Annotated in this window: 27 protein-coding genes; 11 read left to right on the top strand and 16 right to left on the bottom strand. The window is 68.1% G+C overall.

The genetic code is table 11. From position 1 onward, the window contains the following. The first annotated feature begins 40 nt into the window (after positions 1–40). Positions 41–3,559: a carboxylic acid reductase gene (gene car / locus H289_RS0104890; protein WP_020099636.1), complete on the top strand. Its 3,519-nt coding sequence runs from the start codon at positions 41–43 to the stop codon at positions 3,557–3,559. A gap of 56 nt (positions 3,560–3,615) precedes the next feature. Here the strand turns inward: car and H289_RS0104885 are convergent, their stop codons facing one another. The 7 genes from H289_RS0104885 to H289_RS0104855 form a co-directional block, all read right to left on the bottom strand. Then, on the bottom strand, positions 3,616–4,485 hold the full coding sequence (locus H289_RS0104885) for a type IV toxin-antitoxin system AbiEi family antitoxin domain-containing protein (RefSeq protein WP_020099635.1): 870 nt from the start codon (positions 4,483–4,485) through the stop codon (positions 3,616–3,618). A gap of 98 nt (positions 4,486–4,583) precedes the next feature. Continuing rightward, positions 4,584–6,398, bottom strand: coding sequence for a hypothetical protein (locus H289_RS0104880; RefSeq protein ID WP_353583122.1), 1,815 nt, complete (start codon positions 6,396–6,398; stop codon positions 4,584–4,586). 120 nt (positions 6,399–6,518) lie between these two features. Beyond that, the gene (locus tag H289_RS0104875) at positions 6,519–8,567 is read right to left on the bottom strand and encodes an elongation factor G (RefSeq protein ID WP_020099633.1); all 2,049 of its coding nucleotides are present in this window, start codon (positions 8,565–8,567) and stop codon (positions 6,519–6,521) included. A 61-nt stretch (positions 8,568–8,628) separates the two neighbouring features. Then, entirely contained in the window at positions 8,629–9,030 is a 402-nt protein-coding gene (locus tag H289_RS0104870; protein WP_020099632.1) for a TIGR03668 family PPOX class F420-dependent oxidoreductase, read from the bottom strand. After that, positions 9,030–9,620: a hypothetical protein gene (locus H289_RS29740; RefSeq protein WP_020099631.1), complete on the bottom strand. Its 591-nt coding sequence runs from the start codon at positions 9,618–9,620 to the stop codon at positions 9,030–9,032. Before H289_RS29740 ends, H289_RS0104870 begins: the two co-directional genes overlap by 1 nt. 60 nt (positions 9,621–9,680) lie before the next feature. Next, entirely contained in the window at positions 9,681–10,250 is a 570-nt protein-coding gene (locus H289_RS0104860) for an orotate phosphoribosyltransferase (protein ID WP_020099630.1), read from the bottom strand. 10 nt (positions 10,251–10,260) lie between these two features. Next, positions 10,261–11,061: a HugZ family pyridoxamine 5'-phosphate oxidase gene (locus H289_RS0104855; RefSeq protein ID WP_020099629.1), complete on the bottom strand. Its 801-nt coding sequence runs from the start codon at positions 11,059–11,061 to the stop codon at positions 10,261–10,263. A 38-nt stretch (positions 11,062–11,099) separates the two neighbouring features. On the opposite strand from H289_RS0104855, the gene treS reads away from it, so the two are divergent. Next, positions 11,100–12,839: a maltose alpha-D-glucosyltransferase gene (gene treS / locus H289_RS0104850; RefSeq protein WP_020099628.1), complete on the top strand. Its 1,740-nt coding sequence runs from the start codon at positions 11,100–11,102 to the stop codon at positions 12,837–12,839. Further along, positions 12,839–14,104, top strand: a complete 1,266-nt coding sequence (locus H289_RS0104845; RefSeq protein WP_020099627.1) for a maltokinase N-terminal cap-like domain-containing protein — start codon at positions 12,839–12,841, stop codon at positions 14,102–14,104. The genes treS and H289_RS0104845 overlap by 1 nt, the downstream gene beginning before the upstream one ends. Here H289_RS0104845 and H289_RS29735 read toward each other — a convergent pair. From H289_RS29735 to H289_RS0104820, 5 genes are all read right to left on the bottom strand, one after another. Continuing rightward, complete coding sequence (locus H289_RS29735) at positions 14,101–15,174, bottom strand: cellulase family glycosylhydrolase (RefSeq protein ID WP_020099626.1); 1,074 nt, start codon at positions 15,172–15,174, stop codon at positions 14,101–14,103. The two genes, H289_RS0104845 and H289_RS29735, sit on opposite strands and share 4 nt — an antisense overlap. 56 nt (positions 15,175–15,230) lie before the next feature. After that, on the bottom strand, positions 15,231–15,524 hold the full coding sequence (locus H289_RS29730) for an SDR family NAD(P)-dependent oxidoreductase (protein WP_020099625.1): 294 nt from the start codon (positions 15,522–15,524) through the stop codon (positions 15,231–15,233). 66 nt (positions 15,525–15,590) lie between these two features. Continuing rightward, entirely contained in the window at positions 15,591–16,331 is a 741-nt protein-coding gene (locus H289_RS0104830; RefSeq protein WP_020099624.1) for an ABC transporter permease, read from the bottom strand. Between the two features lie 58 nt (positions 16,332–16,389). Continuing rightward, complete coding sequence (locus tag H289_RS0104825; protein ID WP_020099623.1) at positions 16,390–17,199, bottom strand: ATP-binding cassette domain-containing protein; 810 nt, start codon at positions 17,197–17,199, stop codon at positions 16,390–16,392. After that, positions 17,196–17,654: a MarR family winged helix-turn-helix transcriptional regulator gene (locus H289_RS0104820; protein ID WP_020099622.1), complete on the bottom strand. Its 459-nt coding sequence runs from the start codon at positions 17,652–17,654 to the stop codon at positions 17,196–17,198. The genes H289_RS0104825 and H289_RS0104820 overlap by 4 nt, the downstream gene beginning before the upstream one ends. 55 nt (positions 17,655–17,709) lie before the next feature. Between H289_RS0104820 and H289_RS0104815 the strand changes: the two genes are divergently transcribed. Beyond that, positions 17,710–18,510 (top strand): enoyl-CoA hydratase/isomerase family protein, encoded by an 801-nt coding sequence (locus H289_RS0104815; protein ID WP_020099621.1) that lies wholly within the window; start codon positions 17,710–17,712, stop codon positions 18,508–18,510. Here H289_RS0104815 and H289_RS0104810 read toward each other — a convergent pair. After that, positions 18,507–19,055, bottom strand: coding sequence for a nicotinamidase (locus tag H289_RS0104810; protein ID WP_020099620.1), 549 nt, complete (start codon positions 19,053–19,055; stop codon positions 18,507–18,509). The two genes, H289_RS0104815 and H289_RS0104810, sit on opposite strands and share 4 nt — an antisense overlap. A 55-nt stretch (positions 19,056–19,110) precedes the next feature. Here H289_RS0104810 and H289_RS0104805 point away from each other — a divergent pair, with 55 nt between their 5' ends. Beyond that, positions 19,111–19,680 carry a TetR/AcrR family transcriptional regulator gene (locus H289_RS0104805; protein ID WP_020099619.1) on the top strand — a complete coding sequence of 190 codons (570 nt, stop codon included), beginning with the start codon at positions 19,111–19,113 and terminating at the stop codon, positions 19,678–19,680. On the opposite strand, the gene H289_RS0104800 is transcribed toward H289_RS0104805, so the two are convergent. Then, positions 19,657–20,283, bottom strand: a complete 627-nt coding sequence (locus H289_RS0104800; RefSeq protein WP_020099618.1) for a TetR/AcrR family transcriptional regulator — start codon at positions 20,281–20,283, stop codon at positions 19,657–19,659. The genes H289_RS0104805 and H289_RS0104800 overlap by 24 nt on opposite strands. Before the next feature lie 101 nt (positions 20,284–20,384). Between H289_RS0104800 and H289_RS0104795 the strand changes: the two genes are divergently transcribed. Beyond that, complete coding sequence (locus H289_RS0104795; protein WP_020099617.1) at positions 20,385–21,728, top strand: cytochrome P450; 1,344 nt, start codon at positions 20,385–20,387, stop codon at positions 21,726–21,728. A gap of 9 nt (positions 21,729–21,737) precedes the next feature. Continuing rightward, positions 21,738–22,556, top strand: coding sequence for an alpha/beta fold hydrolase (locus H289_RS0104790; protein ID WP_020099616.1), 819 nt, complete (start codon positions 21,738–21,740; stop codon positions 22,554–22,556). A gap of 45 nt (positions 22,557–22,601) precedes the next feature. Here H289_RS0104790 and msrA read toward each other — a convergent pair whose 3' ends face one another. Beyond that, on the bottom strand, positions 22,602–23,105 hold the full coding sequence (msrA, locus tag H289_RS0104785) for a peptide-methionine (S)-S-oxide reductase MsrA (RefSeq protein ID WP_020099615.1): 504 nt from the start codon (positions 23,103–23,105) through the stop codon (positions 22,602–22,604). A gap of 67 nt (positions 23,106–23,172) precedes the next feature. On the opposite strand from msrA, the gene H289_RS0104780 reads away from it, so the two are divergent. The 3 genes from H289_RS0104780 (at position 23,173) to H289_RS0104770 (ending at position 25,586) form a co-directional block, all read left to right on the top strand. Beyond that, the gene (locus H289_RS0104780; RefSeq protein WP_020099614.1) at positions 23,173–23,685 is read left to right on the top strand and encodes a nuclear transport factor 2 family protein; all 513 of its coding nucleotides are present in this window, start codon (positions 23,173–23,175) and stop codon (positions 23,683–23,685) included. Continuing rightward, positions 23,682–24,701, top strand: a complete 1,020-nt coding sequence (locus H289_RS0104775; protein WP_020099613.1) for an NAD-dependent epimerase/dehydratase family protein — start codon at positions 23,682–23,684, stop codon at positions 24,699–24,701. Before H289_RS0104780 ends, H289_RS0104775 begins: the two co-directional genes overlap by 4 nt. Before the next feature lie 63 nt (positions 24,702–24,764). Further along, positions 24,765–25,586, top strand: coding sequence for a class I SAM-dependent methyltransferase (locus H289_RS0104770; protein ID WP_020099612.1), 822 nt, complete (start codon positions 24,765–24,767; stop codon positions 25,584–25,586). A gap of 12 nt (positions 25,587–25,598) precedes the next feature. Here the strand turns inward: H289_RS0104770 and H289_RS0104765 are convergent, their stop codons facing one another. Continuing rightward, complete coding sequence (locus H289_RS0104765) at positions 25,599–26,069, bottom strand: SRPBCC family protein (protein WP_020099611.1); 471 nt, start codon at positions 26,067–26,069, stop codon at positions 25,599–25,601. A gap of 265 nt (positions 26,070–26,334) precedes the next feature. On the opposite strand from H289_RS0104765, the gene H289_RS32240 reads away from it, so the two are divergent. After that, positions 26,335–26,802, top strand: coding sequence for a chitin-binding protein (locus tag H289_RS32240; protein WP_231387957.1), 468 nt, complete (start codon positions 26,335–26,337; stop codon positions 26,800–26,802). The last annotated feature ends 8 nt before the right edge of the window (positions 26,803–26,810 follow it).

The raw sequence follows: 26,810 nt of genomic DNA, 5'->3' as shown, positions 1-26,810 counted from the left end.
CTACCCCATTCGAGATTTCGATTTTTCGTGAGGTTTTTTCATGTCGATTGACCATGCCGAGAGCACTGCCGACGGGCTCGCCCGCCGGATCGCCGAATTGTCCGCCAATGATCCGCAGTTCGCCGCGGCCGTGCCATTGCAGTCGGTCGCCGAGTCGGTCGAAAAGCCCGGCATGCGACTGCCCGAGATCGTGAAGACCGTCATCGAGGGCTACGCCGACCGGACCGCCCTCGGGCAGCGCGCCGTCGAGTTCGTCACCGAGAACGGCCGCACCGTGGCCCGGCTGCTGCCGAAGTACGACACCATCACCTACGCCGAACTGTGGGACCGCATCCGCGCCGTCGCCGCCGCCCTGCACGCTGACGGTGTGAAGGCCGGCGACCGCGTCGCCATCCTCGGCTTCGCCAGCACCGACTACACCGTCATCGACACCGCGCTCGGGCAGATCGGCGCCGTCTCGGTGCCGCTGCAGACCAGCTCCGCGGCGTCGTCGCTGCTGCCGATCGTCGCCGAGACCGAACCGGTGCTGATCGCCGCCAGCGCGGACTACGTCGCCGACGCCGTCGAACTCGCGGTCGGTGGCCCCGCACCCGCCCGGTTCCTGGTCTTCGACCACCACCCGGAGGTCGACGACGAGCGTGATGCCATCGACCAGGCGCGCGACGCCCTGTCCGGCCTGAACGTCTCGGTCGAGACCTTCGGCGACGTGCTGAGCCGCGGCCGCGAACTGCCGGACGCCCCGACTCCGGTCTCCGAAGAGGCCGACCCACTGGCCCTGCTGATCTACACGTCCGGCTCGACGGGAGCGCCCAAGGGTGCGATGTACCCCGAGAGCAACATGACGAGCTTCTGGCGGCGGGCCAGCACGGCGTGGTTCGGACCCAGCGAGGCGTCGATCAACCTGGCGTTCATGCCGATGAGCCACGTCATGGGTCGTGGCATCCTGTACTCCAGCCTGGCCAACGGCGGCATCGTCTACTTCGCCGCCAAGAGCGACTTGTCCACGCTGCTCGAGGATTTCGCGCTGGCGCGGCCCACCGAGCTGAACCTGGTGCCCCGCGTCTGGGAGATGCTGTACCTGGAATTCCAGAGCCGCGTCGACAAGCTGGTGCCCGCCGGCGCCGGTGAGGCCGAGCGCGACGACATCGAGCAGCAGGTGATGGCCGACATGCGGCAGAACCTGCTCGGTGGCCGCTACATCAAGGCGATGACCGGCTCGGCGCCCATCACCGACGAGCTCAAGACGTGGGTCGAGAAGTTCCTCGGCATCCACCTGCTGGAGGGCTACGGCTCCACCGAGGCCGGCATGGTCTTCTTCGACGGCGTCATCCAGCGGCCGCCGACCCTGGACTACAAGCTGGTCGACGTGCCCGACTTGGGCTACTACCTGACCGACCAGCCCTACCCGCGCGGTGAGCTGCTGGTGAAGACGCAGTACCTGTTCCCGGGTTACTACAAGCGGCCCGAGGTCACCGCGAGCGTCTTCGACGAGGACGGTTTCTACCGCACCGGCGACGTCGTGGCCGAGATCGGCCCCGACCAGATCCAGTACGTCGACCGCCGCAACAACGTGCTGAAGCTGGCGCAGGGCGAGTTCGTCACGCTGGCCAAGCTGGAGGCGGCGTTCAGCAACAACAGCCCGCTGGTCCGGCAGATCTACGTCTACGGCAACAGCGCGCAGCCGTACCTGCTGGCTGTCGTGGTTCCGACCGAAGATGCCTTGGCCCGTTGGGATTCCGCCGAACTGAAGCAGCGGATCAGTGACTCGCTGCAGGAGGTCGCCAAGGCCGCCGAGTTGCAGTCCTACGAGATCCCCCGCGACTTCATCATCGAGACCGAACCGTTCTCGCTGGAGAACGGCCTGCTGACCGGCATCCGCAAGCTGGCCTGGCCGAAGCTCAAGGCGCACTACGGCCCGGCGCTGGAAGACCTGTACGTGAGTCTTGCTGCCGGACAGGCCGATGAGCTCCGTGAGCTGCGGCAGCACGGCGCTGAGGGCCCGGCCCTGCCGACCGTCATCCGTGCGGCGAGCGCGCTGCTCGGCGCATCCGGCGAGGTATCGGCGGATGCCCACTTCACCGATCTCGGCGGAGACTCGTTGTCCGCGTTGACTTTCGGCAACCTGCTCGAGGAGATCTTTGGCGTCGAGGTCCAGGTCGGCATCATCGTCAGCCCCGCCAACGACCTGGCAGCGCTGGCCGCCTACATCGAGAGCGAGCGCAGCGGTGGCGCCAAGCGTCCCAGCTTCAGCTCGGTGCACGGCAAGAACGCCGTCGAGGTGCGGGCCGCGGACCTGACGCTGGACAAGTTCATCGACGCGGCGACGTTGGCCGCCGCACCGTCGCTGCCGGGGCCGGCTGCCGAGGTTCGGACCGTATTGCTCACCGGCGCAACCGGATTCCTGGGTCGCTACCTGGCTCTGGAATGGCTCGAGCGCATGGACCTGGTCGACGGCAAGGTGATCGCCCTGGTGCGCGCCAAGTCCGACGAAGAGGCCCGGGCCCGTCTCGATGCGACGTTCGACTCGGGGGATCCGAAGCTGCTGGCGCACTACCAGGCACTGGCCGCCGATCACCTCGAAGTCATCGCCGGTGACAAGGGCGACGAGAATCTCGGCCTGTCGCAGGAGGTTTGGCAGCGTCTGGCCGATGAGGTCGACGTCATCGTCGACCCGGCCGCGCTGGTGAACCACGTGCTGCCGTACAGCGAGCTGTTCGGGCCCAACGCGCTGGGCACTGCCGAGCTGATCCGGATCGCGCTGACCACCCGGCAGAAGCCGTACATCTATGTGTCGACGATCGGCGTCGGTGACCAGCTGGCGCCGGGCACGTTCACCGAAGAGGCCGACGTGCGCGTGATGAGCCCGGTGCGTGCCGTCCACGACGGTTACGCCAACGGCTACGGCAACAGCAAGTGGGCCGGTGAGGTGCTGCTGCGCGAGGCGAATGATCTTTGCGGACTGCCGGTTTCGGTGTTCCGCTGCGACATGATCCTCGCGGACACGTCGTACGCGGGGCAGCTCAACCTGCCCGACATGTTCACCCGCATGATGTTCTCGCTGGTGGCGACCGGCATCGCGCCGTACTCGTTCTACGAGCGGGACGCCGAGGGCAAGCGGCAGGCCGCGCACTACGACGGGCTGCCCGTCGAGTTCATCGCCGAGGCCATCGACACGCTCGGTGTGCGGCCCGCGGGCGAGTTCGTCACCTACCACGTGATGAACCCGCACTCGGACGGCCTGGGCATGGACGAGTTCGTCGACTGGCTGATCGAGGCCGGGTATTCCATTGCCCGCGTTGATGATTACGCCGAATGGCTGGCCCGGTTCGAGACCACCCTGCGGGCCTTGCCGGACCGGCAGCGCCAGGCGTCACTGCTGCCGCTGCTGCACAACTACCAGAAGCCCGAGCACCCGCACAACGGGTCCATCGCCCCGGTGGTGGTGTTCCGTGAGGCCGTGCAAGAGGCAAAACTGGGCCCGGACAAGGACATCCCGCATGTCACCGCGCCGGTGATCGTCAAGTACATCACCGATCTGCAGCTGCTCGGCCTGCTCTGACCCAGGGATTTGTGCACGATTTTCCGCGGTTGCCGCGGAAAATCGTGCACAAGTTTTCAGGCGGCGTGCCTGGACAGCAGGGCATTCCGTATTTCGGCGAGCACTCGGTCGGGATATTCGGTCAGGTCGAGCCACGTGAACCGCAAGATCTGGTAGCCGAGCAGCGAGATGGTGTTCTGCCGCTTTCGGTCGTTCTCGAAGTCGTCAGCACTGCTGTGATAGGCCCAGCCGTCGACTTCGATGGCGAGTTGTGCTGCCGGAAACACGATGTCGACTTTGTATCCGGCGACCGGGCAGTTGGCCTTCCACCCAGCGATCTTGTTGCGGCGCAATAGTTTTACGAGTAGACGTTCGGCCTGCGACCGGGCCCCGTCTTCGGCGGCCAGCAACAGTATCCGAGCCGCAGGCGATCCGTGTCGTCCTTTGTTGCGCAGGTGCGCATCCCAGAGTTTCTTCAGCTCGACATGACGCTGCAACGCAGTGTCCATGAGTCGGGCGCCACCTCCGCGTCGCGTCGCGGCTTCGATGACGGTCAGTGGGAGCGCGGTGACTCGTAGTCCGCCGCGTTCGACGATGTCCTGTGGCAGCAAGTCGCGGCGGCGGACTCGGATGCCATCGCGCTTGCGGTGATTGCTGACCTTCGGCACGGTGACTTCCACCGTCTCGGGCGCGTAGTGAGTGATACCAAGCCACCACGCGGCGGCCAGTCCGGTGGCGGTGGCGGCTGGGCCGTAGGACCACACTGCACTGCGGACGCGGGCCGCATCGCTGAATGCGCGGTCGTCGACGAAGAAGACTCCGGGGGCGCATCGAAGCCAGTGGCCGGAGCGGACTCGGCGGCTGATGGCGTCATCGCTGATCCCTGCGGCCAGGGCTTGGGCGCGGGTGATTACGCCATCGTGGCGGCGAAGGAAGTCGTCAAGCACACAGATTCGGACGTTTGCGGCGGCGCCGCGGTTCCATCAACGGGGATTTGTGCACGATTTTCCGCGATAGCCGCGGAAAATCGTGCACAAATCGCTGGTTACGGGGCGATCAGAACACCGGCGTCGGACGCGGCCTGCTGCAGTTCGTAGATGTCCAGGTCGCCCCAGTCGTTGATGGCACCGGTGTAGGAGCCCAGCCACGGCACCACACCGGGATCCGGTGCGACGCCGAGGTTGTAGGCCTGCATGCCGGGCAGGTGGTGCTCGAAGAAGTTACCGAGGATGTCGACGGCGAAGATGATGTCGTTGATCGGGTTCGGGCCCCACAGCGCGGACGCGTTGAACAGCGGGTTGACCGCATCCGGGTCGCCGATCATGACGATGTTGCCGTAGTGCGGCTTGCTGCCGCCGGTCGGGTCGTAGGCCGGCATGAACGGCTGCAGCCCGGGCAGATCGGTGGCGAAGTACGCCGCCGTGTCGCCGTAGGTCTCGATGTTCACGAAGTTCGAGTTGACGCCGTTGCCCGGGACCGAGGTGTTGAGGCCCGGCCCTTCGAAGCCGATGCCGCCGCGGCCAGTCTTCTGCGCGACGAACTGCGCTTCCCAACCACCCAGCGAGTGACCGGTGACGAAGATGTCGTCGGTGGTGTAACCCTGCTCGAGGGCCGCTGCCTCGACCTTCCGCTCGAACGCCAGCGAGTCCCAGAACGCCTGCGGCGTGGTGTGGGTGAAGATGACCTGCATGTCCGTGAAGATCTGCGACAGCGCGATCAGCGGATGGAACAGCAGGTTGGTGCCGCCTGTCGTGCCCTGGTAGGCGACGATGATCTGGCCCTCGGGCGTCACCCACGCCTTGCCGACGGCGCCCGACAGCGGATTGAACGTCTGCATCTGAAAACCGTTGACGGTGAACGGCTTCAGATCACCCGGCTGGGCGCCGAGCACGTAGGCGTTGGCCGAGGCGTTCAGGAACTGCTCCACCGTCGGGGTGTCGCCACTGGTCGGCCCGGTGTAGGTCAGCTCCGGGATGACGGGCGTCGCGGTGGGGGTCTTGCTGAGCCCGAGCATGTCCTCGATGCGGCGGAAGCCCGCGAACAGCGCCTCGGAAATGGGCGACCAGTTGAACGGGCTCTTCGGGCCGCTCTGCGAGACCGTCAGATCCAGCACCTGCAGGACGGTGTTGATGATGCGGCCGGGCAGCTGGATGATCTTCGCGATCGGGTTCAGCGGCTGCGGTGGCGTCGGCGTCGTCAGGGTGCCGACGGTGTTGTTGGTCGCGGACAGAGCCGCGAGCCGGGTGGTCGGCGCGGGCGTCTTCGTCGGCGCGGGCGCCTTTGCGGGCGCGGGCGTGCTGGCGTCGGCGGCCGGAGTCTGCGCGGTGGCCGTGGGAGAGCCAACTGTCGCGTCCTTGGCCGGCGTGCTCGCAGTGGCGGGCTGGAGCTTCGGTGCCTTCTTGCCGTCGCCGGCGGGCTTGACCGAATCGGAGCCGTTCTTCGCCGGTTTGACGGCCGGCTTGGCGTCGGGCTTGGCCGCGGGCTTGGGGTCCGGTTTGGCTTCCGGATCCGCGCCTGGCTTGGGGTCGGTGACCGACGTGTCGGTGGCGGCGTCCGGCTTGGTGCCGGACGTGCCGGACGTGCCGGAAGTGTCGGACTTGTCCGCGCCTGTCTCGGCCTTGCCGGCCTTCTTGTCCGGCTTCTTCTTGTCCTTCTTGTCGGTGCTCGCCGGCTTGGGCTTGGCGGGGCCGGGCTTCTGCGGTCCGGACTGGCTGGTCGCGGTGCCGGGTGAATCGGTCGTCCCGGTCTCCGCCCAGGCGACGTTGTGACTGGTCGCCGCCGCGATACCCATGGCCGCGGCGAGCACCGCCAGGCGGTATCGACCGGATTTACGCAGACTGAGCCCCGACTGTGTCCCCACCGGTGTCCCCTTTGACATCCCTGGTGCCCGCCCGCGCGCGCACGAATCTGACGACACTATGACATCGGGTGATGTCAGTCACGATCAGGTTTGCCAAAGTCGTGGATCACTGTGCGGAGATCAGCGCACGCGCGCCGCCACCGCCTCGGGCATCGGTTCGTACCGGGCGAAGGTGCGGGTGAAGGACCCGGCACCGTGGGACAACGACCGCAGTTCGATCGGGTAGCGGGTCAGCTCGATCTCCGGAATCTCGGCGTCGATGCCGGTGCAGGAATCGCCGGCGGTATCGGTGCCCAGCACGCGGCCACGCCGGCCCGACAGGTCGCTCATCACCGCACCGACCATTTCGTCGGGCACCACGATGTGCACGCTGTCGATAGGTTCGAGCAGATTCACCGACGCGGCGGCGGCCGCCTCGCGCAGCGCCAGGCCGCCCGCGAGCTGGAAGGCATAGTCCGACGAGTCCACGCTGTGCGCCTTGCCGTCCAGCAGCGTCACGCGAATGTCGACCATCGGATACCCGCAGATGCCCCGATCCATCTGCGCGCGAACGCCTTTCTCCACGCTCGGGATGAACTGGCGCGGCACCGCGCCGCCGACGACCTTGTCGACGAACTCGAATCCGGTCCCTTCCGGAAGCGGCTCGACCGTGATGTCACACACCGCGAACTGCCCGTGCCCGCCGGACTGCTTGACGTGCCGACCGTGGCCTTTCGCGTTGCCGCCGAACGTCTCTCGCAGCGGAACGCGCAGCTCCGTGGTGTCGACGGCGACCCCGAACCGCCGCGACAACGCGTCCAGGACCACCGCGGAATGGGCTTCACCCATGCACCACAACACGATCTGGTGGGTCTGCGGGTTCTGCTCGATGCGCAGCGTCTGATCCTCGGCGGACAGCCGGGCCAGGCCCACCGACAACTTGTCCTCGTCGGTCTTGGCGTGCGGCACGATCGCCATCGGGAGCAGCGGCGCGGGCATCGTCCACGGCCGGCACACCAGGGGAGAAGCCTTGTCCGACAAGGTGTCCCCGGTCTCGGCGCACGTCAGCCTGGCGATGGCGCAGATGTCACCGGCGATCACCTCGGCCGCCGGGCGTTGCTTGCGGCCCAGCGGAAACGACAGTGCGCCGACGCGCTCGTCCTCGTCGTGGTCCTCGTGCTCGGCGCACCCCGCGGCGGGATCGGCGAACGAATTGAAATGGCCCGACACGTGAACCGTCGTGTCGGGCCTGATGGTGCCGGAAAATACCCGGACCAGACTCACCTTGCCGACGTACGGGTCCGACGTCGTCTTCACCACCTCTGCCAACAGCGGTGCATCGGGATCGCAAGCGGGCGCGGGCTTTTCCACACCGGCCGGGGTGAACACCTGTGGCGGCACATGCTCTGGGGGAGAAGGGAATCCGCGCGCGATGACATCGAGCAGTTCGGCAGCACCGGTTCCCGTGGTGCTGCACACCGGGATCACCGGGAAGAACGAGCCGCGGGCCACCGCGCGCTCGAGGTCGGCAACCAGCACCGCGTTGTCGATCTGTTCACCGCCGAGATACCGCTCCATCAGCGTCTCGTCCTCGGACTCCTCGATGATGCCCTCGATCAGGGTCGCGTCGTCCGCGAGCAGTGAGACCAGCCCGTCCCCGTCGGGCAGGTACAGCGGAATGACCTTGTCGCCGAACGACTCCTGCGCGGACTCCACCGCGCCGCCGAACGTCGCGCGGGCGTGGTCCAGTTTGGTCACCACGACGGCGCGCGGCATCCCGACGTCGGCGCATTCGCGCCACAGCGCCTTGGTGGCAGCGTCGACCACGTCGTTGGCGGCCATCACGAACAATGCGCAATCGGCCGCCCGGAGACCGGCCCGCAGCTCGCCGACGAAATCGGCGTACCCCGGGGTGTCGAGCAGATTGATCTTCACCGGCCCGTGCTGCAGCGACGCCAGCGCCAAGCCGACCGACCGCTGCTGCTCGACTTCGGCGGGCTCGTGATCGCAGACCGTGGTGCCGTCGAGCACCGTCCCGGCCCGCGTCAGCACGCCCGCATGGAGCAGCAGTGCCTCGACGAGCGTGGTCTTGCCGGACCCAGATGGCCCGACCAGGGCCACATTTCGGATCGCGGCCGGACTGTCCACGCTGGGCGCGGCGCCGGATGAGCTATTCGACTTGTCGGCCATGGCGTGCCCCTATCGACGACTCACGTCCACCATGCTCCTGTCGCGACGGTCGGCACAAGAGTCAGGCGTGCCACGAACTCCATCGGCTGATCGCAACCCGGATCACCGGGCCGTCCAGTGCCACCCGGTCGTACTGGTGGTACTTGGCCCGCAGCAGCGAGTAGCCGATCGCCATCTCGTCGCCACTCGGGTGCACGGTGGCGATGCCGTCGGCACGGGCCCACCAGAGGTGCGACCAGTCGTCGTCGTACTCCTCGGCCAGCAGGCTCACGCGCGGGTTGGCTGCGATGTTGTCCAGCCGCCGCAGATGCTGCGTCGACTTCCGCTTGGCGTCCACCGCCGTATAGAGCCGGTCCCCGCTGACTGCGAAGACCACCGGGACCACATGCGGCTGGCCCTCGGCGGACACCGTGGCCAGCACCGCCACGGGCGCGGCGGAGAACAGGGCGGCGGGATCGGACATCAGCGATGCCGCGGGGTCGGGGCGACGCTCATGGGCATCCGCGTCACGTTGATCTCCGGCGGACGCGTGGGTGCGGGCGGCGCGGCCGGCGCATGGTAGGCCGGGGGCGCCGCGGCCGGTGGCGGTTCGGCCGGCGGTGGGGGAGGCGGCGGCGGAAGGGGGGTCGACGAGGTCACGGGGGCGTGCGTCGTCGTGGTAGTGGTCGTCGTGGGGGTGGGCTCGACCGGCGCCTCGTCGGAACCGGAATCCCGGCGCGTGGCCAGGACCACCAGCGAGACGACGAGAGCGACCACCGCGACCGCGACGACGATCAGCAGCAGCCGGGCGTCTTTCTTGCGGTACCAGGGCGGTGGTGGTTCACGGAACCGCCAGGTGTCGGTGTTGAACGCGTCGAAGGTCTCGCCCGTCGGCTCCGGTTCGGGGATGACGAACGAGCCGGTCGTCGGGCCGGCGAACGGTCCGGTGCCGTGTGGGCCGGGGTCGACGGCGCGGAACGGGTCGGTGTCCGGGTCGTCGTCCTGCTCCTCGGCGGACGATTCCAGCACGCCACCCGGCGATAGATCGCGCTCTGGGTCGTCGCTGTCAGCCACCTCCCAGATGCTAGGGGTGGCTCGCGCCAATTGCTCGGTATCGGCGCGCGTGTCCGCGCTTTAGACGTCCTTGACCGGTTCGATGCCGAGATCGCGGTAGCTGACCAGCGCGGCAAACGGCACACCGCGCTTGGCGAAACGCCCGGTGGCGATGTCGCCGCGGTCGACCATCGGGATGACGCCGGTGACCACCGCGCCGAGGGAGGTGACGCGGTCGTAGGCGATCTCGGTGGAGCCGCCGGTGCTGATCACGTCGTCGACCAGCAGCACGCGGGTGCCGGGCTCGATGCGGGTGCCCTCGATCCACTGCTCACGGCCGCGGGCCTTCTGTTCCTTGCGGACCGAGAACCAGGCCTTGCCGGTCACCATCGCGACGCCGTGCGCGAGTGGGTCGGCGCCCATGGTCAGACCGCCGACGGCGTCGAACTCGATGCCGTTCAGGGCGGCGAGTTCCGCCACGGCCTTGCTGACGGTCGTCAGGCTGACGCCGTTGTCGATGGCGAACTTGCCGTCGATGTAGTCGTGGCTGAGCTGTCCGCTGGCCAGCCGGAACGGCTCCTCGCGGCGCTCGTAGCCGCGGGTGCGGATCAGGTCGAAGGCGGCTTCCCAGCTTGCGGGGCGATCAGACATGGTGCGAATCCTAAACCTGACGGGACCGTCGAGCCAATTCGACTGTCGCGGAACGTAATTCATCGATGGACTGCAGGGGGTGCGGGTATCCGACCCGGGTGTAGGCCATGCCGCGGGCGGTGTTCACCCGCAAATCGAGGCCGTAGCGGTCGGCGCCGGTGCAGGTCGCCGACTCGGTGTCGGGGTAGCCGCCGAGGACCCGGGCCATGGCCGCCAGCGAGTCGGCGTGGTCGGCGTTCAGGTGCGCGATCGCCCCCGCGGCCGCGTGCGTCACCGGATCCGGCTGGGCCGCAGCGTAATCCGCGCCCGTCGTCGAATCCATCCGGCCGTAGCCACCGACCCACCGGACCCGATCGACGTGCAGCACCCACAGGGCGAAGTCGCTGTAGTCGATGTAGTACTTGGCGGCCGGCACCGCCGCGACATGGGCGTCGCGGGCCGCGTCACGTTCGGCGCCCCCGGGCCGCGCCACCCGTCCGGCAAGGGTCACCCGGCCACCGGCCAGTGGGTCCTTGTCGGTACTGGCCGCGATGATCGAGATGCTGGCCCGCTGATCGCCGGCGAGGTTGCGGCCGTGCTCGGCGAGATTCGAGACGCACAGCACCGGCGCGCCGCCGAGCAGTCCGTAGGTGACCATCGACGCCCACGGATCGCCGTCGGCCGTCAGGGTCGCCAGGGTCCCGGTATTGGTCGAGGCCGCGATGGTGCGGGCCTCCTCCGCGGCCGACGGCCGGGTCGCGTTGACGATTTCGGCCAACGGCGGCGGGATCGTCGGGGCATCACCTGGGTCGCCATGATCGCGTGTCGCCACGTTTGCACCCTACCCAGGCGCGGGTACGTTAGTTGTCGATGGACGCCTCCAACGGTGGCGTGGAACATCCAAGCGCCGCGGACTTCGGACACGCGCGAGTCCTCCCAGAGGACCGCACTTGGTTCAAACGCGCGGTTTTCTATGAGGTGTTGGTCCGCGCCTTCTACGACTCAGACGCTGACGGCTCAGGGGACCTCCGGGGTCTCACCGAGCGACTCGACTACTTGAAATGGCTTGGTGTCGACTGTATTTGGTTGCCACCGTTCTACGATTCGCCGCTGCGCGACGGCGGCTACGACATCCGCGACTTCTACAAGGTGCTGCCGGAATTCGGCACCGTCGAGGATTTCGTCGCCCTATTGGACGCGGCGCACCGGCGCGGTATCCGCGTCATCACCGACCTGGTGATGAACCACACCTCCGACACCCACGCCTGGTTCCAGGAGTCCCGCCGCGACCCCACCGGGCCCTACGGGGACTTCTACGTCTGGAGTGACACCAGCGAGAAGTACCAGGACGCGCGCGTCATCTTCGTGGACACCGAGGAATCGAACTGGACGTTCGATGCGGTGCGCAAGCAGTTCTACTGGCATCGCTTCTTCTCGCACCAGCCCGACCTGAACTACGACAACCCGGACGTGCAGGAAGCGATGATCGACGTGCTGCGCTTCTGGCTGGACCTGGGCATCGACGGCTTCCGGCTGGACGCCGTGCCGTACCTGTTCGAACGCCAGGGCACCAACTGCGAGAACCTGCCCGAGACGCACGCCTTCCTCAAACGGTGCCGCAAGGTGATCGACGACGAATTCCCGGGCCGGGTCCTGCTGGCCGAGGCCAACCAGTGGCCGGCCGATGTCGTCGAATATTTCGGCGACCCGGAGACCGGCGGCGACGAATGCCACATGGCCTTCCATTTCCCGCTGATGCCAAGGATTTTCATGGCGGTCCGGCGGGAGTCCCGGTTCCCGATCTCGGAGATCCTGGCCCAGACACCACCCATCCCCGACATGGCGCAGTGGGGCATCTTCCTACGTAACCACGACGAGTTGACGTTGGAGATGGTCACCGACGAAGAGCGTGACTACATGTACGCCGAGTACGCCAAGGACCCGCGGATGAAGGCCAACGTCGGCATCCGCCGGCGCCTGGCCCCGCTGCTGGAGAACGACCGCAACCAGACCGAGCTGTTCACCGCGTTGCTGTTGTCGCTGCCCGGTTCGCCGGTGCTGTACTACGGCGACGAGATCGGCATGGGCGACATCATCTGGCTCGGCGATCGCGACGGCGTGCGCACCCCGATGCAGTGGTCGGCTGACCGCAACGCGGGGTTCTCCACCGCGAACCCCGGCCGGCTCTACGTCCCACCGAGCCAGGACCCGGTGTACGGCTACCAGGCGGTGAACGTCGAAGCGCAGCGCGACACCACGAATTCCCTGCTCAACTGGACGCGCACCATGCTCGCGGTGCGACGGCGGCACGACGCGTTCGCCGTCGGGTCCTTCCGGGAACTCGGCGGCTCCAATCCGTCGGCACTCACGTATGTGCGCGAGCTCGTGCGAGATGACGGTGAAGCTGACACTGTTTTGTGCGTCAACAATCTGTCCCGCTTTCCCCAGCCGATCGAGCTGAACCTGCAGCATTGGAACGGCTACACGCCGGTTGAGCTGACCGGCCAGGTCGAGTTCCCCCGCATCGGGGAACTGCCCTACCTGTTGACACTGCCTGGGCACGGTTTCTACTGGTTCTCGTTGCGCGCGCCCGTCGGTGAGGAGCCGTGATGGATCCACAATTGACCGAATACCTGACCCAGCAGCGCTGGTACGCCGGCCGCAACCGGGAGTTGACCGGCGCCGAACCGGCGCTGGTCGTGGCACTGCGCGACGACGTCGACCTGGTGCTGCTCGACGTCAGCTACGACGACGGCCCCGGCGAGCGGTACCAGCTGGTGCTGCGCCAGGGCGAAGGCGAGGTCGGTGACGCCCTGGGCGACCCGGAAGTCGCGAACCTGCTGCTCGGCCTGATCGCCGACTCGGCGACGATCGGTCCGGTCTCCTTCGCCGCGGAGCCCGACGCCGAGCTGCCCGCGGGCGAGACGGCGCGAGTGATGGGTGCCGAACAGAGCAACACCAGCGTCGTGTTCGACGAAGCCGCCATCCTCAAGCTGTTCCGCCGCGTCACGTCGGGCGTGAATCCCGACATCGAGCTCACGCGGGTGCTCGGCCGGGCCGGTAGCCCGCATGTGGCGCCGCTGCTGGGGACGATGTCGCTGGATGGTGGCCCGGAGACGGCGCTGGGCATGCTGGCCCGTTTCGCCGACAACGCCGCCGAGGGCTGGGACATGGCCGTCGCCAGCACGCGTGACCTGTACGCCGAAGGTGACCTGTACGCCAATGAGGTGGGCGGCGACTTCGCCGGGGAGTCCGAGCGGCTGGGCCAGGCTGTCGCCGCGGTGCATGCCACGCTCGCCGACGAGCTCGGCACGGCCACGGCGCTGTTCCCGGTGGCGATCATGCTGGAGCGGCTGGAAGCGGTGGCCGCGTCGGTGCCGCAGGTGCGCGAGTACGCCGCGGCCATCGAGAGTCGCTACCGCGCGCTCGAGGGACAGCCGATCACGGTGCAGCGGATTCACGGCGACCTGCATCTGGGCCAGGTGCTGCGCACCCCCGAGACCTGGCTGCTGATCGACTTCGAAGGCGAACCCGGGCAGTCACTCGATCAGCGCCGCGCACCCGACTCGCCGCTGCGGGACGTCGCGGGAATGCTGCGGTCCTACCAGTACGCGGCCTTCCAGCGGCTGACCGAGGGCGGCGGCAACGAACAGCGTCGCAAGCAGCTCGCCGCACGCGCGCGGGAATGGGCCGACCGCAACCGGGCGGCGTTCTGCGATGGCTATGCCGAGGGCGGCGGTACCGACGCCGACGCGGAACTGCTCGCCGCCTACGAACTCGACAAGGCGGTATACGAAGCCGGGTACGAGGCCCGGCACCGGCCGTACTGGCTCGACCTGCCGCTGGGGGCGATCGCCAACATCGTCGGTGGTTAGGCCATGGCCTTGACGGCCGCCTGAGCCGGCTTCGGGGTCCAGTCGGAGCGGTAGACGCCGATGGATTCCTCGGGGTTCGAGCTGCCGGTGACGCGGTCGCGCGTGGTGTAGATGTACGACGGGCCGGCGTAGGGCAGGGTGCGCCACTTGGCCAGGAAGTCGCGGATGTAGTCGGCCTGGGTGGCCTCGTCGACGGCCGAGTTGGGCTCGCCGTACTCCGTGGCCCAGATCTTCTTGCCGCCGTCACCGTTGGCGGCCATGGCTGCGTGAATGCCTTCGGTCTGGCTCAGCGGCGAGTTGGGCACGCCGGCGCCGGCCGAGAACTTCAGGTTGTAGTGGTACGGGTGGAACGACAGCGCGTCGAACGACCCGGCCGCTCCGGCGCCGTACATGCGCTGGATGAAGGTGACGGGGTCGAGCGTCAGCGAGCCGAACGACACGACCGCGCCGACCACACCGCCGATGACGACGGCGCCGCGGTCGGCGGCCTTGATCTTCGGGTACGAGGCCTTGAGCATGTCGGCGTAGACGGCGGGCTCCGGGCCCTGCGGGCCGGAGGTCCACGACATCACGGCGTTGGGCTCGTTCCAGATCTCGTAGGCGTCGACGCGGCCCCGGTAGTGCGCGGCGACCGCGCCGGCGAAATCGCCATACACCGCGGCCGAGGCCGGCGGGCTGCTGATCGGGAGGGCGCCGGGGGCCACGGCCCAGGCCGGCGTCGCGACGATGGCGCCGACCACCGACATGTGGCGAGCGTTGGCCGCCCCGACGACGGTGTCGACCTGGCCCCAGTTGAAGCTGCCCTGGGTGCCCTCGATGCCGGCCCACGGGATGATGATGCGGACGGTGCGCACGCCCGTCGCCGACATCAGGTCGAAGGTGTGGTTGATGTCGTCGGCGTTCATGCCGTAGACGTCGGAGTCGGCGAAGCCGACGCTGCTGGCCGACTGGCTGATGCCCGTCGGGATGAACGGAATTGTGGCGGGGGAATTGGCCAAGGTTTCGGTGGCGGCGGCGGAAACTGCCGCGACGGTGAAGACTGCTGCAGCGATCTTGAGGACCTTGCGCAACGTTCGCTCCAATCTCGTGGCCGTGATCGACCGATTGGCTCGAACCTAACAGCAATTCAGGCCGAAGCCATGAGGACCGAGCTATACAGCTTGGGGTCGACGATCATGTCGACGCGGCCGAACCGGGCGCGCGTCAGGGCCAGCACCTGGTCGAACTGGCTGCGATCGTGAGTGTCGGCGGCGAGCGCGTAGATGCGGTCGGCGGGGTAGCCGTGGGTGATGCGGACGAGCGGGCCGGCCTGCCGGGCCGTCACCACCACGCGGTGTCCCTCGGCCAGCAGGCTGTGGGCGGTGGCCAGGCCGGCGTCGGTACCGGCGTCCAGGACGACCGCGACGATGCTGTGCTTCATGAGACGAGTCAACGCGCGCCGCATGGGCGTCAGATGAGAGCGGATTAGGTAGCCGCACAGCGTTCGTCAGCGGACCAGGCGGCGCAGCAGGGCCGACGCCGCGGCGATGCCCAGGACTGCCGCGACGGCCAGGACCGCGATGTCCAGCAGGGTGTGGCCGGGTGTGCCGAGTAGTAGTGAGCGCAGCGCGTTCACTTCGTAGGACAACGGATTCACGGTGGACAGCGCGCGCAGCCAGCCCGGCATGATGTCCACCGGGTACAGCGCGTTGGAGGCGAAGAACAGCGGCATGGTGATGGCCTGGCCGATGCCCATCAGGCGGTCGCGGTTGCGCACCAGCCCCGCCAAAGTCATTGACAGGCAAGAGAAGAACGCCGACCCGAGCATCACCACCGCCATGGCGGCCACGATGTGCAGCGGGTTGAAGCTGAGGTGGATGCCCATCAGCAGGGCGATCACCAGCACCCCGATCACCTGGGCTATCGATCGGACGCCCGCCGCGAACGCCTTGCCGGTGATCAGCGCCGACGCCGGCGACGGGGTCACCATCAGCTTGGCGAGGATGCCGGCGTCGCGGTCCCAGACGATCTGGATGCCGTAGAAGATCGAGATGAACAGCGCCGACTGGGCGATGATGCCCGGCGCCAGGAACGACAGGTACGGCACGCTGCCGGTGTCGATGACATGCAGCCGGGAGAAGGTCTGGCCGAAGATCAGCAGCCAGAGGGCGGGCTGGATCGTCCGGGTGACCAACTCGGTGCGGTCGTAGCGCAGCTTCTGCAATTCGACCAGTGCGAAGGCGCCCATGCGGCGGGCGAGCCCGCCGATACGCCTGGCGCCGCGGGGTGCGGCGACGAGTTCGACATCAACTGACACGACGGGCCGTCCTCCTTCCGGCGCGGATGTCCTTCAGGGTCTGGCGGTCGTCGTCCCCGGACAGGTCGGACCCGGCGTAGTGCCGGAACACGTCCTCGAGCGTGGCGGCCGGACCGAGCGTCGCCTTCAGATCGGTGGGCGACCCGACGGCCTGCAGGACGCCGTGGTGCATGAGGGCAACCCGGTCGCACAATGCGTCGGCTTCCTCCATGTAGTGCGTGGTGAGTAGGACCGTCATGCCGAACTCCTGCTGCATGTTCGCCACCTGGGCCCAGACGCTGTCGCGCGCAATGGGATCCAGGCCGACGGTTGGTTCGTCGAGGATCAGCAGCGACGGCCGGTTCACCAGGGCCTGCGCCAGCTCGAGTCGCCGGACCATGCCGCCCGAGAAGGTTTTCGCGGGCCGGTCGGCGACGTCGAGGAGCTGCATGGCATCGAGTGCATCGTCGACCCGTGCTCGGCGTTCACGCCGCGGCACGTCGTAGAGGCGCGCGAACAGGTCGACGTTCTGACGTCCGGTGAGGGCGGACTCGATCGAGAGTTGTTGCGGCACATAGCCGAGGTTCTGGCGGATATCCATGGTGCGGTGGCCGGCGTCGAGCCCGAAGATGCGGACCTGCCCGTGCTGCACCGGCGTCAGGGTGGTGAGCAGCCGCACCAGGGTGGTCTTGCCGGCGCCGTTGGGGCCGAGCAGTCCCATGGTTTCACCCACCTGGACGGTGAGGCTCAGGTCGTCGACCGCGGTGAAATCGCCGTAGCGGTGCGTGACGTGGTCGCATTCGACGGCGGGAGTACTCATGGTTGGCCCTCCTGGAGCATTCGGGTCATCTCGGCCAGGACGGTCAAACCCTTTGTCAGATCGTCGATTTGATCGGTGCTGAGTTGCTTCAGGACGACATCGAGGGCCGCCCGGCGCGAGGCCCTGGTCTGATCGGCGAGCTGCTGGGCGGGTTCGGTCAGTCGGAGCCGACCGATGCGGCGATCGTCGGGGTCGACGGTGCGGACCAGGAGTTCGTCCGCGGCCAGCTTGGAGACCAGGGTCGACGCGGTGTTGGCGGCCAGGCCGAGTTCCTGTGCGGCTTCCCGGACCGAGATGCCGGGCCGGCGGCCGACGAGTCTGAGCAGTTCGGCTTGCGATTGGGTGACGCCCGCGAAGCTCCCCCCGGCGGTGCGGCGCAGCTGCCGGCGGAACCTGCCGACGGTATGGAACAGGTCGGTGCTGAGGTCCGAGGTCGGGGCGGTGTGTGTGGGCACGTCGCCATAATAGCTCTGTTACAGAGGTATTGCAGGATCGTGGTTTACTCGGGCGGTGTTCCCCGAATACCGCACGCTGCTGACCAGGTTCGACGGCGGTGTGGTGACGCTGACGCTGAACCGGCCCGAGCGGCGCAATGCGTTTGGTGACGGGATGCGGGAAGAGCTCGCCGACGCCTACACCCGCAGCAACGAGGCCGACGACGTGCGGGCCATCGTGTTGACCGGGGCGCCACCGGCGTTCTGCGCCGGGGCCGACCTGGGCGCGGGCGACGAGACCTTCGCGGCGCCGGGCCCGGAGTTCAGTGCGGCCGGCATCCCGGTTCCCGCGTGGTCGTTGAGCAAGCCGGTGATCGCGGCGGTCAACGGGCACGCGATCGGCCTGGGGCTCACCTTGGCGCTGCAGTGCGATATCGGGATTTTCGCCGCCGACGCCCGCTACGGCGTCGTGCAGGTGCGCCGCGGGGTGGTCGGGGACGCCTACTCGCACTGGGTGTTGCCGCGGCTGGTCGGCATCGCCCGGGCTGCGGAAATCCTTTTGACCGGAACAACTTTCGATGGACACCGCGCGGCGGAGCTCGGTATCGCGAGCCGTGTGTTGCCCGCTGACGAGGTGCTGCCGGCCGCGCTGGCGGTGGCCCATGACATCGCGGACAACACCGCACCGATGTCGGTGGCGGCCAGCAAGCGGCTGCTCTGGGATTCGTTCGACCTGTCGCGCGACGAGGTGGGGCAGCGGGAGACGGAGATCCATCTCGCGGTGATGGCGCACGACGACGCCAAGGAGGGTGTGCGGGCGCTGCAGGCCGGGCGGCTGCCGCGGTGGTCGGGCCGGCCGGTGGATCCGACCGCCTAGACCACCGTCACGCCGGAATCCTTCAGGGCGGCAACGGCATTCGCGGTGCCATCGGCCGAAACCCCGGCGGTGTAGTCGAGCAGGACGCGGGTGCGGAACCCGGCCGTGGCGGCATCGGCTGCCGTCGCCTTGACGCAGTAGTCGGTGGCGATGCCGACCACGTCGACCTCGTCGACGCCGCGGGTGCGCAGCCAGTCCGCCAGCGCGGTGCCGGTGCCGTCCTCGCCTTCGAACCCGCTGTACGCCGCGGAGTACCGGCCCTTGCGAAACACCGCCTCGACCGTGGACACGTCGAGCTCGGGGTGGAACTGCTCGCCCGGTGTCCCGGCGACGCAGTGGGGCGGCCACGACGTCACGTAGTCGGGTTGGTCGGAGAAATGCGCGCCCGGGTCGATGTGATGGTCGGCCGTGGCCACGACGTGGTCGTACTCGCGGCGGGCCAGCAGGCCGGTGATCGCGCGGGCCACCTCGCCGCCGCCGGACACCGCGAGGGAGCCCCCTTCGCAGAAGTCGTTCTGCACGTCGACGACGATCAACGCCCGCATGTGTCCACGGTAGACCGCTTGCTGCGGTTCGCCCGTTGCCGTAGCGTCCGGACACGTGTCCGAACAGGCGCTTGAGCCCACCCGGCGCCGGTTGACGGCCAAACAGGCCGATACGGTCGACCGGCTGAGCCGTGCCGCGCTCGGCCTGTTGCGCCGCGAAGGCTTCGCGGGACTGACGGTCCGCCGGGTCGCGGCCGACGCCGGTGTCGGCGCGGCGACGGCCTACACCTACTTCTCGTCGAAGGAACACCTGGTCGCCGAGGTGTTCTGGCGCCGACTGGCGTCCTCGCCGCCCGCGGCGCACGACTCCGACGATCCTGCCACGCGGGTGACCGAGGTGCTTCGGCACATCGCGCTGCTGGTGATCGACGAGCCGGAGTTCGCCGGCGCCGTGACCAACGCGCTGCTCGGCCGCGACCCGGATGTCGAGGTGCTGCGGCAGCGCATCGCCGGGGACATCCGCGCGCGGCTGGCGGCGGCGCTCGGCCCGGACGTCGACGACGACGTCATCGAGTCGCTGGAGATGCTCTATTCGGGCGCGCTGGTCCGGGCCGGCATGGGATTCACGTCGTACGACGAGATCGCCGAACGGCTGGAGAAGTCAGCGCGCCTGATGTTGCGCTGACGATCTGGTGCCCAGCATCGCGAGTGCGGCGGTGAGAGCCGGCTCGGTGAGGTCTGCGACGTCGCGGCCGTCCTCGACGAGGAGCGCGGTGAGTTCGCGAAGGCCACCGAGCAGGATCAGGGCCACCGGCCGGCTGACCGGGGACAGGCCGGCGCGCTGAAATGCCGCGCCGCTGCTGAGGTCGACGACCATGTCGGTGAGCTGCTCCATGGCATGGCGATTCAGCGGTAGCGCGGCGTCACCGAGGGCCGGCGCTTCCCGGATCCAGCTCAGGGTGATCGCGGGCCGGGAAGCGATGTGTGCGACATACGCGTCCACGGCGTTGCGCACCTGCTGCTCCCAGTCGACATCGGGATCGATGGCGGCGCGGATCCGGGCGATGAGGTCGTCGTTGTTGGTGCGCAGCAGCTCGACGAAGCACTCTTGCTTGCTGGCGAACTGGTCGTAGAAGGTGCGCTTGGAGGTCTTGGCGTTCCGGACGATGTCGGCGACGGTGGTGTCGCGGTAGCCCCGGGTCTCCAGGGAGGTGGCGAGCCCGTCGAGCAGCCGCCCGCGGAAGGGCTGTGCCGCCGATTGTGCCGAGTTGACCTCGCCGTCTGCCATCTCTCCCAGAACCCTTGCCTAGCTGTGGTACCAGCCGGTACCGTACCCGATAACCGCGTGGTACACCGTGGTACCGCGTAATCAGTGGCTTGGAGTGTGCCATGACCGAAACCGTCACCGCTGAACTCACCGACCGCGCCCCGGCGATCCACCTGCCGCCGGCTACCGGAGTCCCCAAGCTGCTCCAGGGCGTCGCGTTCGCGACCAACCGGCGCGCGTTCGTCAACCGGATGGTGCCGCGACTCGGCCCGGTATTCACCTGTGACGCACCGGTTTTCGGCCGCGCGGTCATGGTGACCGACCCGCAGCTGGCCAAGCAGCTGTTCGCGGCGAACCCGGCCGACGTCGGCAACATCCAGCCGAACCTATCCCGCGTCCTCGGCAGCGGATCGGTGTTCGCACTCGACGGTTCCGAACACCGGCTGCGCCGTAAGTTGCTGACCCCGCCGTTCCACGGCAAGAGCATCAAGAACTACGAGCGCATCTTCGAAGAGGAGACGCTGCGTGCGGCGGCGTCCTGGCCCGAGGGGAAGTCGTTCCCCACGCTCGAGCCGATGATGCACATCACCCTCAACGCCATCCTGCGCGCGGTGTTCGGCGCCGACGGTCACCACCTCGACGAACTGCGGCGGATCATCCCGCCGTGGGTCACCCTGGGGTCGCGGCTCGCGGTGCTGCCCATGCCGCCGCGCACGTACGGCCGCTTCACACCGTGGGGCCGGCTCGCCGAGTACCGGCGCCGGTACGACGAGGTCGTCGGCAGGCTCATCGACACGGTCGCCGCCGACCCCGATCTCGAGAGCCGCGACGACGTGCTGGCGCTGCTGCTGCGCAGCACCTACGAGGACGGAACGGCGATGTCCCGCAGCGACATCGCCGACGAACTGCTGACGCTGCTGGCGGCCGGCCACGAAACCACCGCGGCCACCATGGCGTGGGTATTCGAACGGATCTCCCGCCACCCCGAGGTGCTGCGCCGCCTCGAGGACGAGGTGGCAGCCGGTGAGACCGACGAGTACCGCCAGGCGACCATCCTGGAGGTACAACGCATCCGCACCATCATCGACTTCGCCGGCCGGCACGTGTACGCGCCGACATTCCAGCTCGGCGAATGGGTCATTCCACGGGGTTTCTCGGTGATCGTCGCCATCGACCACATGCACGAGGACGCAAAGGAATTCGCCGATCCGGAGCAGTTCGACCCGGAGCGCTTCCTCGGGCGCCGTCCGCCGCTGGCGTTCCTGCCGTTCGGTGGCGGTACCCGGCGCTGCGTGGGCGCGGTGTTCGCGCAGGTCGAGATGGACGTCGTGCTGCGGACGGTGTTGCGGCACTTCGCCATTCAGGTCACCAGCGCGCCGGGGGAGCGGGTCTTCTCGCGGGGTGTGGCCTACACGCCCAAAGACGGTGGCCGCGTGACCTTACGCCGGCGGGTCACCCCGCTGTAGGTTCATGCCGTGACCGAACGGATTACGCAGTACCGCAATGACGGACTGACCTTCGACGTGGTCGACTCCGGCCCCATCGACGGCGACGTCGTGGTGTTGTTGCACGGCTTCCCACAGACCGCCGAGTCCTGGGCCGCCGTGTCGGAGCTTTTGCACGCCAACGGTTTCCGGACGCTGGCACCCAACCAGCGGGGCTATTCGCCCGGTGCCCGGCCCAAGGGCCGGCGGCAATACACGATCCCCAAACTGACCGACGACGTCGCCGCGCTGATCGACCTGGTCGGCGGACCGGTGCACGTCGTCGGGCACGACTGGGGCGCCGCGATCGCCTGGTCGCTGGCGGCGACGAAACCGGAGTTGGTGCGCACCCTGACCGCGGTGTCGGTGCCCCACACCGGCGCCTTCCTGAAGGCGATGGCCGTCGGGACGCAGGCGCTGCACTCGTACTACATGCTGATCTTCCAACTGCCGTGGCTCGGCGAACGATTCGCGCAACTGGCCATGCCGCGCAGCGGAATGACCGATGAAGCGCTGGCCGTCACGCGGGCCGAGGTATTCGACAGCGGGGCGCTGACCACCGCACTCAACTGGTACCGCGCCATGCCGTTCGTGAACCCGAAATCGGCGTTCACCCCGGTGACCCGGCCCACCACCTACATCTGGAGCGACGGCGACATCGCGCTCGGCCGCAAGGGCGCCCTGCTCACCGAGCAGTTCGTCCACGCGCCGTACAAGTTCGAGATCGTCGAAGGCGCCAATCACTGGCTACCCGATCAGCACCCCGAGCTGGTCGCCCGGCTGATCGCCGAGCGCGCCGCCACTGCGTGATTTGTGCACGATTTTCCGCGGGTGGCGCGGAAAATCGTGCACAAATCACTGACGCTTGGGCAGTTTCCAGCCCGGCCGCGGGAAGTGGCAGGTGTAGCCGTTGGGGATGCGCTCCAGGTAGTCCTGGTGCTCCGGCTCGGCCTCCCAGAACGGGACGGCCGGCGTCACCTCGGTGACCACCTTGCCGGGCCACAGGCCCGAGGCGTCGACGTCGGCGATGGTGTCCTCGGCGATGCGCTTCTGCTCGTCGTCGGTGTAGAAGATCGCCGAGCGGTAGCTGGTGCCGACGTCATTGCCCTGCCGGTTGACGGTCGACGGATCGTGGATCTGGAAGAAGAACTCCAGGAGCGCGCGATAGTCGGTCTGGCTGGGGTCGTAGATGATCTCGACGGCCTCGGCGTGGCCGGGGTGGTTGCGGTACGTCGGGTGATCGTTGGTTCCGCCGGTGTAGCCGACCCGCGTGGTCAGCACGCCCGGCTGCTTGCGGATCAGGTCCTGCATCCCCCAGAAGCAGCCGCCGGCCAGGATCGCGGTTTCGGTGTTTGTCATGTGCGCCTCCTTGAATCAATTATGCAAGTGCTCGACAAGCGCCACTAGAACGTGTTCTAGTTTTCCTGTGACGGGCAACACCTTCAGCCGTGAGGAACTCATCGCGGCATTCGACGTCTTCGAGCAGACCGTGGACCGCGCCGCCCAGACGCGCGACTGGGATCCGTGGACCGACCACTACACCGAGGACGTGCTGTACATCGAGCACGCCATGGGCACCATGCACGGCCGCGAAGAGGTGCGGCCCTGGATCTGGAACACCATGGAGAACTTCCCCGGCAGCTACATGACGTCGTTCCCGTCGCTGTGGAAGGTGTACGACGAGGCGACCGGCCGCGTCATCTGTGAACTCGACAACCCCATGCGCGATCCGGGAGACGGCACCATCATCGGCGCCACCAACATTTCGATCATGACGTACGCGGGCGACGGCCTGTGGAGCAAGCAAGAAGACATCTACAACCCCATGAAATTCCTCGAGACCACCATGGCGTGGTGCAAGAAGGCCGAAGCGCTGGGCACGCTGCCCGACGTGGCCGAGGAGTGGATGCGCAAGGTCGGTGGCAGGGGACGCCGGTGACCGCCCTCGTCATCGGGGCCAACGGCTACCTCGGCTCGCACGTCACCCGGCAGCTGGTGACGGCCGGGGAAGACGTGCGGGTCATGGTCCGGGCCGGCGCCAACACCATCGGCATCGACGACCTCGACGTCACCCGCTACGAGGGCGACATCTGGGACAACGACACCCTGCGCGCCGCGATGACCGGGGCCGACGTCGTCTACTACTGCGTCGTCGACACCCGTGGCTGGCTCCGCGACCCGTCGCCGTTGTTCCGCACCAACGTCGAGGGCACCCGCAACGTGCTGGACGTCGCGGTGGAACCCGAAATCGCTTCGGGGCTCAAGAAATTCGTCTTCACGAGCAGCTATGCCACGGTGGGGCGCAAGCGCGGCTTCGTCTCCAGCGAGGACGACATCGCCGACGAGCGCACCCTGCCGCCGTACGTGCGGTCGCGCGTGCAGGCCGAGAAACTGGTGCTGCAGTACGCCCGGGAACGCGGGCTGCCGGCCGTCGCGATGTGTGTGTCCACCACCTACGGCGGAACGGACTGGGGCCGCACGCCGCACGGCGCCATCATCGCCGGCGCCGCATTCGGGAAGCTGCCGTTCGTGATGAGCGGCATCGAATTGGAAGCGGTCGACGTCAACGACGCCGCCCGCGCGCTGATCTTGGCAGCCGACAAGGGCCGGCCCGGTGAGCGGTACCTGATCTCCGACAAGATGATCAGCAATGCCGAGGTGGCGCGGATCGCCGCCGCCGAGGCGGGGGTGCCGGCACCGGCCAAGTCGCTGCCGCTGCCGGTGACGTACGCGCTCGCCACCATGGGCACCGTCAAAGGCCGGTTCAAGGGCACCGACGAACACATGTCGCTGGCGTCCCTGCGGCTGATGCGCGCCGAGGCACCCGTCGACTGCAGCAAGGCCCGGGCCGAATTAGGTTGGGAGCCAAGGCCGGTCGAGGACGCGGTGCGGGAGGCGGCGCGGTTCTGGGTGGGCCTGCGGAAGGCCCGCCAGGCTCAGAAGTCCACGGGCTGAACAACGCGCCGTGCGGTGTTAAGTCGTGGCGCGGCAAGGCCTATCACGGCTAGCGTCGAAACCATGACGGACAGATTGCAGGTGGACCTGACCGGGGCGCCGCAGACCATGCTGGCCACGCTGTACGGCAAGGCCCTGGACGCCGACCTGCCGAATTCGGTGCTGCACGACACCTACGCCCGGGATGTCGTCGCCCGCATCGACTACGACTGGTCGCAGACCACGGTCACGGCCGCCAGGTCGCCGGGCATCACGCTGCGGTCCGCCTACTTCGACAGGACGGCCCGGCAGTTCCTGGCCGTGCACCCGGAAGCCGTTGTGCTGCACCTGGGTTGCGGGCTGGACAGCCGGTACTACCGGCTGGACCCAGGGCCCGGCGTCGACTGGTACGACGTCGACTACCCGGAGGTCGCCGAGCTGCGCCGGCAGCTCTACCCGCCCCGCGAGCACTGCCACATCGTGCCGGCGTCGGTGACGGACCCGGCGTGGCTCGCCGACATCCCCGCCGACCGCCCGGTGCTGATGCTCGCCGAGGGCCTCACGATGTACCTCGGCGAGGCCGACGGCCAGGCCCTGTTCCGTCGTATCGTGGCGCATTTCCCAAGTGGGGAACTGCAATTCGATGCCTTCAGCCGGCTGGGCGTGAAGCTGCAGTGGACGAACTCCATCGTGCGGCGGTCGGGCGCGACGTTGAAGTGGGCCATGGACGGCCCGGACGACGTCCTGTCTGCCATGCCCGGGCTGCGACTGCTGTCGTGGGAGTCGGCCCTCGGCCCCGACGGCTACGACCGGCTGCCGACGGGGCTGCGGGTCGTGGCGGCCGTCATGCGCGCCGTACCCGGTATGCGGCATATGTCGCAGTATCACCGGTATTCGTGGGGCTGACGGCGTCGTAGGCTACGCCGCTTCGGCGCGGGCCTTGAGCCGCTCGAGCGTCAGCCGGATGTTCTCGGCGTTGGCCCCGTCGCGGTCGGCAACACCGGTGAGCGAGGCGGCGAACAGCTTCAACAGGCCCGGCCGGTTGTCCCATGTGGACTCGGCGACGCGGCAGCCGTCGGCCGTCTCGGTGATGTCGTAGCGCCAGTGCGCGATCGGCACGATCGAGGACTTCACGGCGAAGCCGAACGTCTTACCCGGCACGGCTTCGGTGACGGTGCAGCTCGTGGTCCACGTCTTCGAGCCGTTGCGGTTGTGTCCCTTGAACACCGAACCGGGTACCGCCGACGACCCCTTCTGCCACTCCATGGTGTGTGCCTCCTCGGCGAGCGAGGCCAACGTGGGCAGATCGGTCAGCAACGCGTAGACGTCCGACGGGCTGGCGGCGATCTCGATGGCGGCGGTGACGGAGGCGGGTCCCTGTGCGGTCATGGGGCTGATCGTAGACAGGCCGTCCAGGGGTTGGGCAAGCGGTAATTGTCGGTGGCGCAACAAGAATGCTCGACCGTTACGGGTAACCGTTTGGGGGTATCGCGGCGATATACCGCGTGACGGCACCTTCCAACGAAGGAGTTGGGTTGATATGAGCAAAAAGACGTTAGTGGTAGCTACCGCGCTCACCAGTGGGGTGAGCGCGGCGATTATGGGATTAGGAGTCAATATCGCGCAGGCGAAGCCTGCCCCGCCCTGCCCGCCGATGCAGGTATGCAACGGTCCGGGTAATGGACACGGTCCGGGTGGCGGCGGTCCGCCCGGGAACCCCGGCGGTCCGCCCGGAAACCCGGGTAATCCACCTGGAAATCCGGGCGGCCCCGGTGGGCCACCGCCCGGTAACCCGGGCGATCACGGTGACTGGCACCCGGGTGACAACGACAATGGCCGCGGGGACTGGCATCCCGGTGACCAAGGAACCTGGCACCCCAGGCCGGGCGACCCGGGACCGGGCGACTGGCACTGGCGTGGCGGCCCGCCACCGTGGGGCCATGGACCCGGGCCGTGGGGCTGGGGACCGCCGCCGAGACCACAGATCATCTGGGTGGCGCCCCCGCCGTGGGCACCGCCGCCTCCGCCGTTCGACTACTGGGGCTACACCGTCTACCCGGTGTGGGATCCAGGCTTCATGGCGTGGGGTTTCTGGTTCTTCGGCATCTGGATTGCGCTGTAATCCGTCAG

Origin of the sequence: Mycobacterium sp. 360MFTsu5.1 (genome assembly GCF_000383495.1) — a bacterium.
Lineage (GTDB): Bacteria > Actinomycetota > Actinomycetes > Mycobacteriales > Mycobacteriaceae > Mycobacterium > Mycobacterium mucogenicum_B.
Note: the sequence above shows the minus strand (reverse complement) of the source record. Positions and strands in the feature narration are given on the sequence as shown.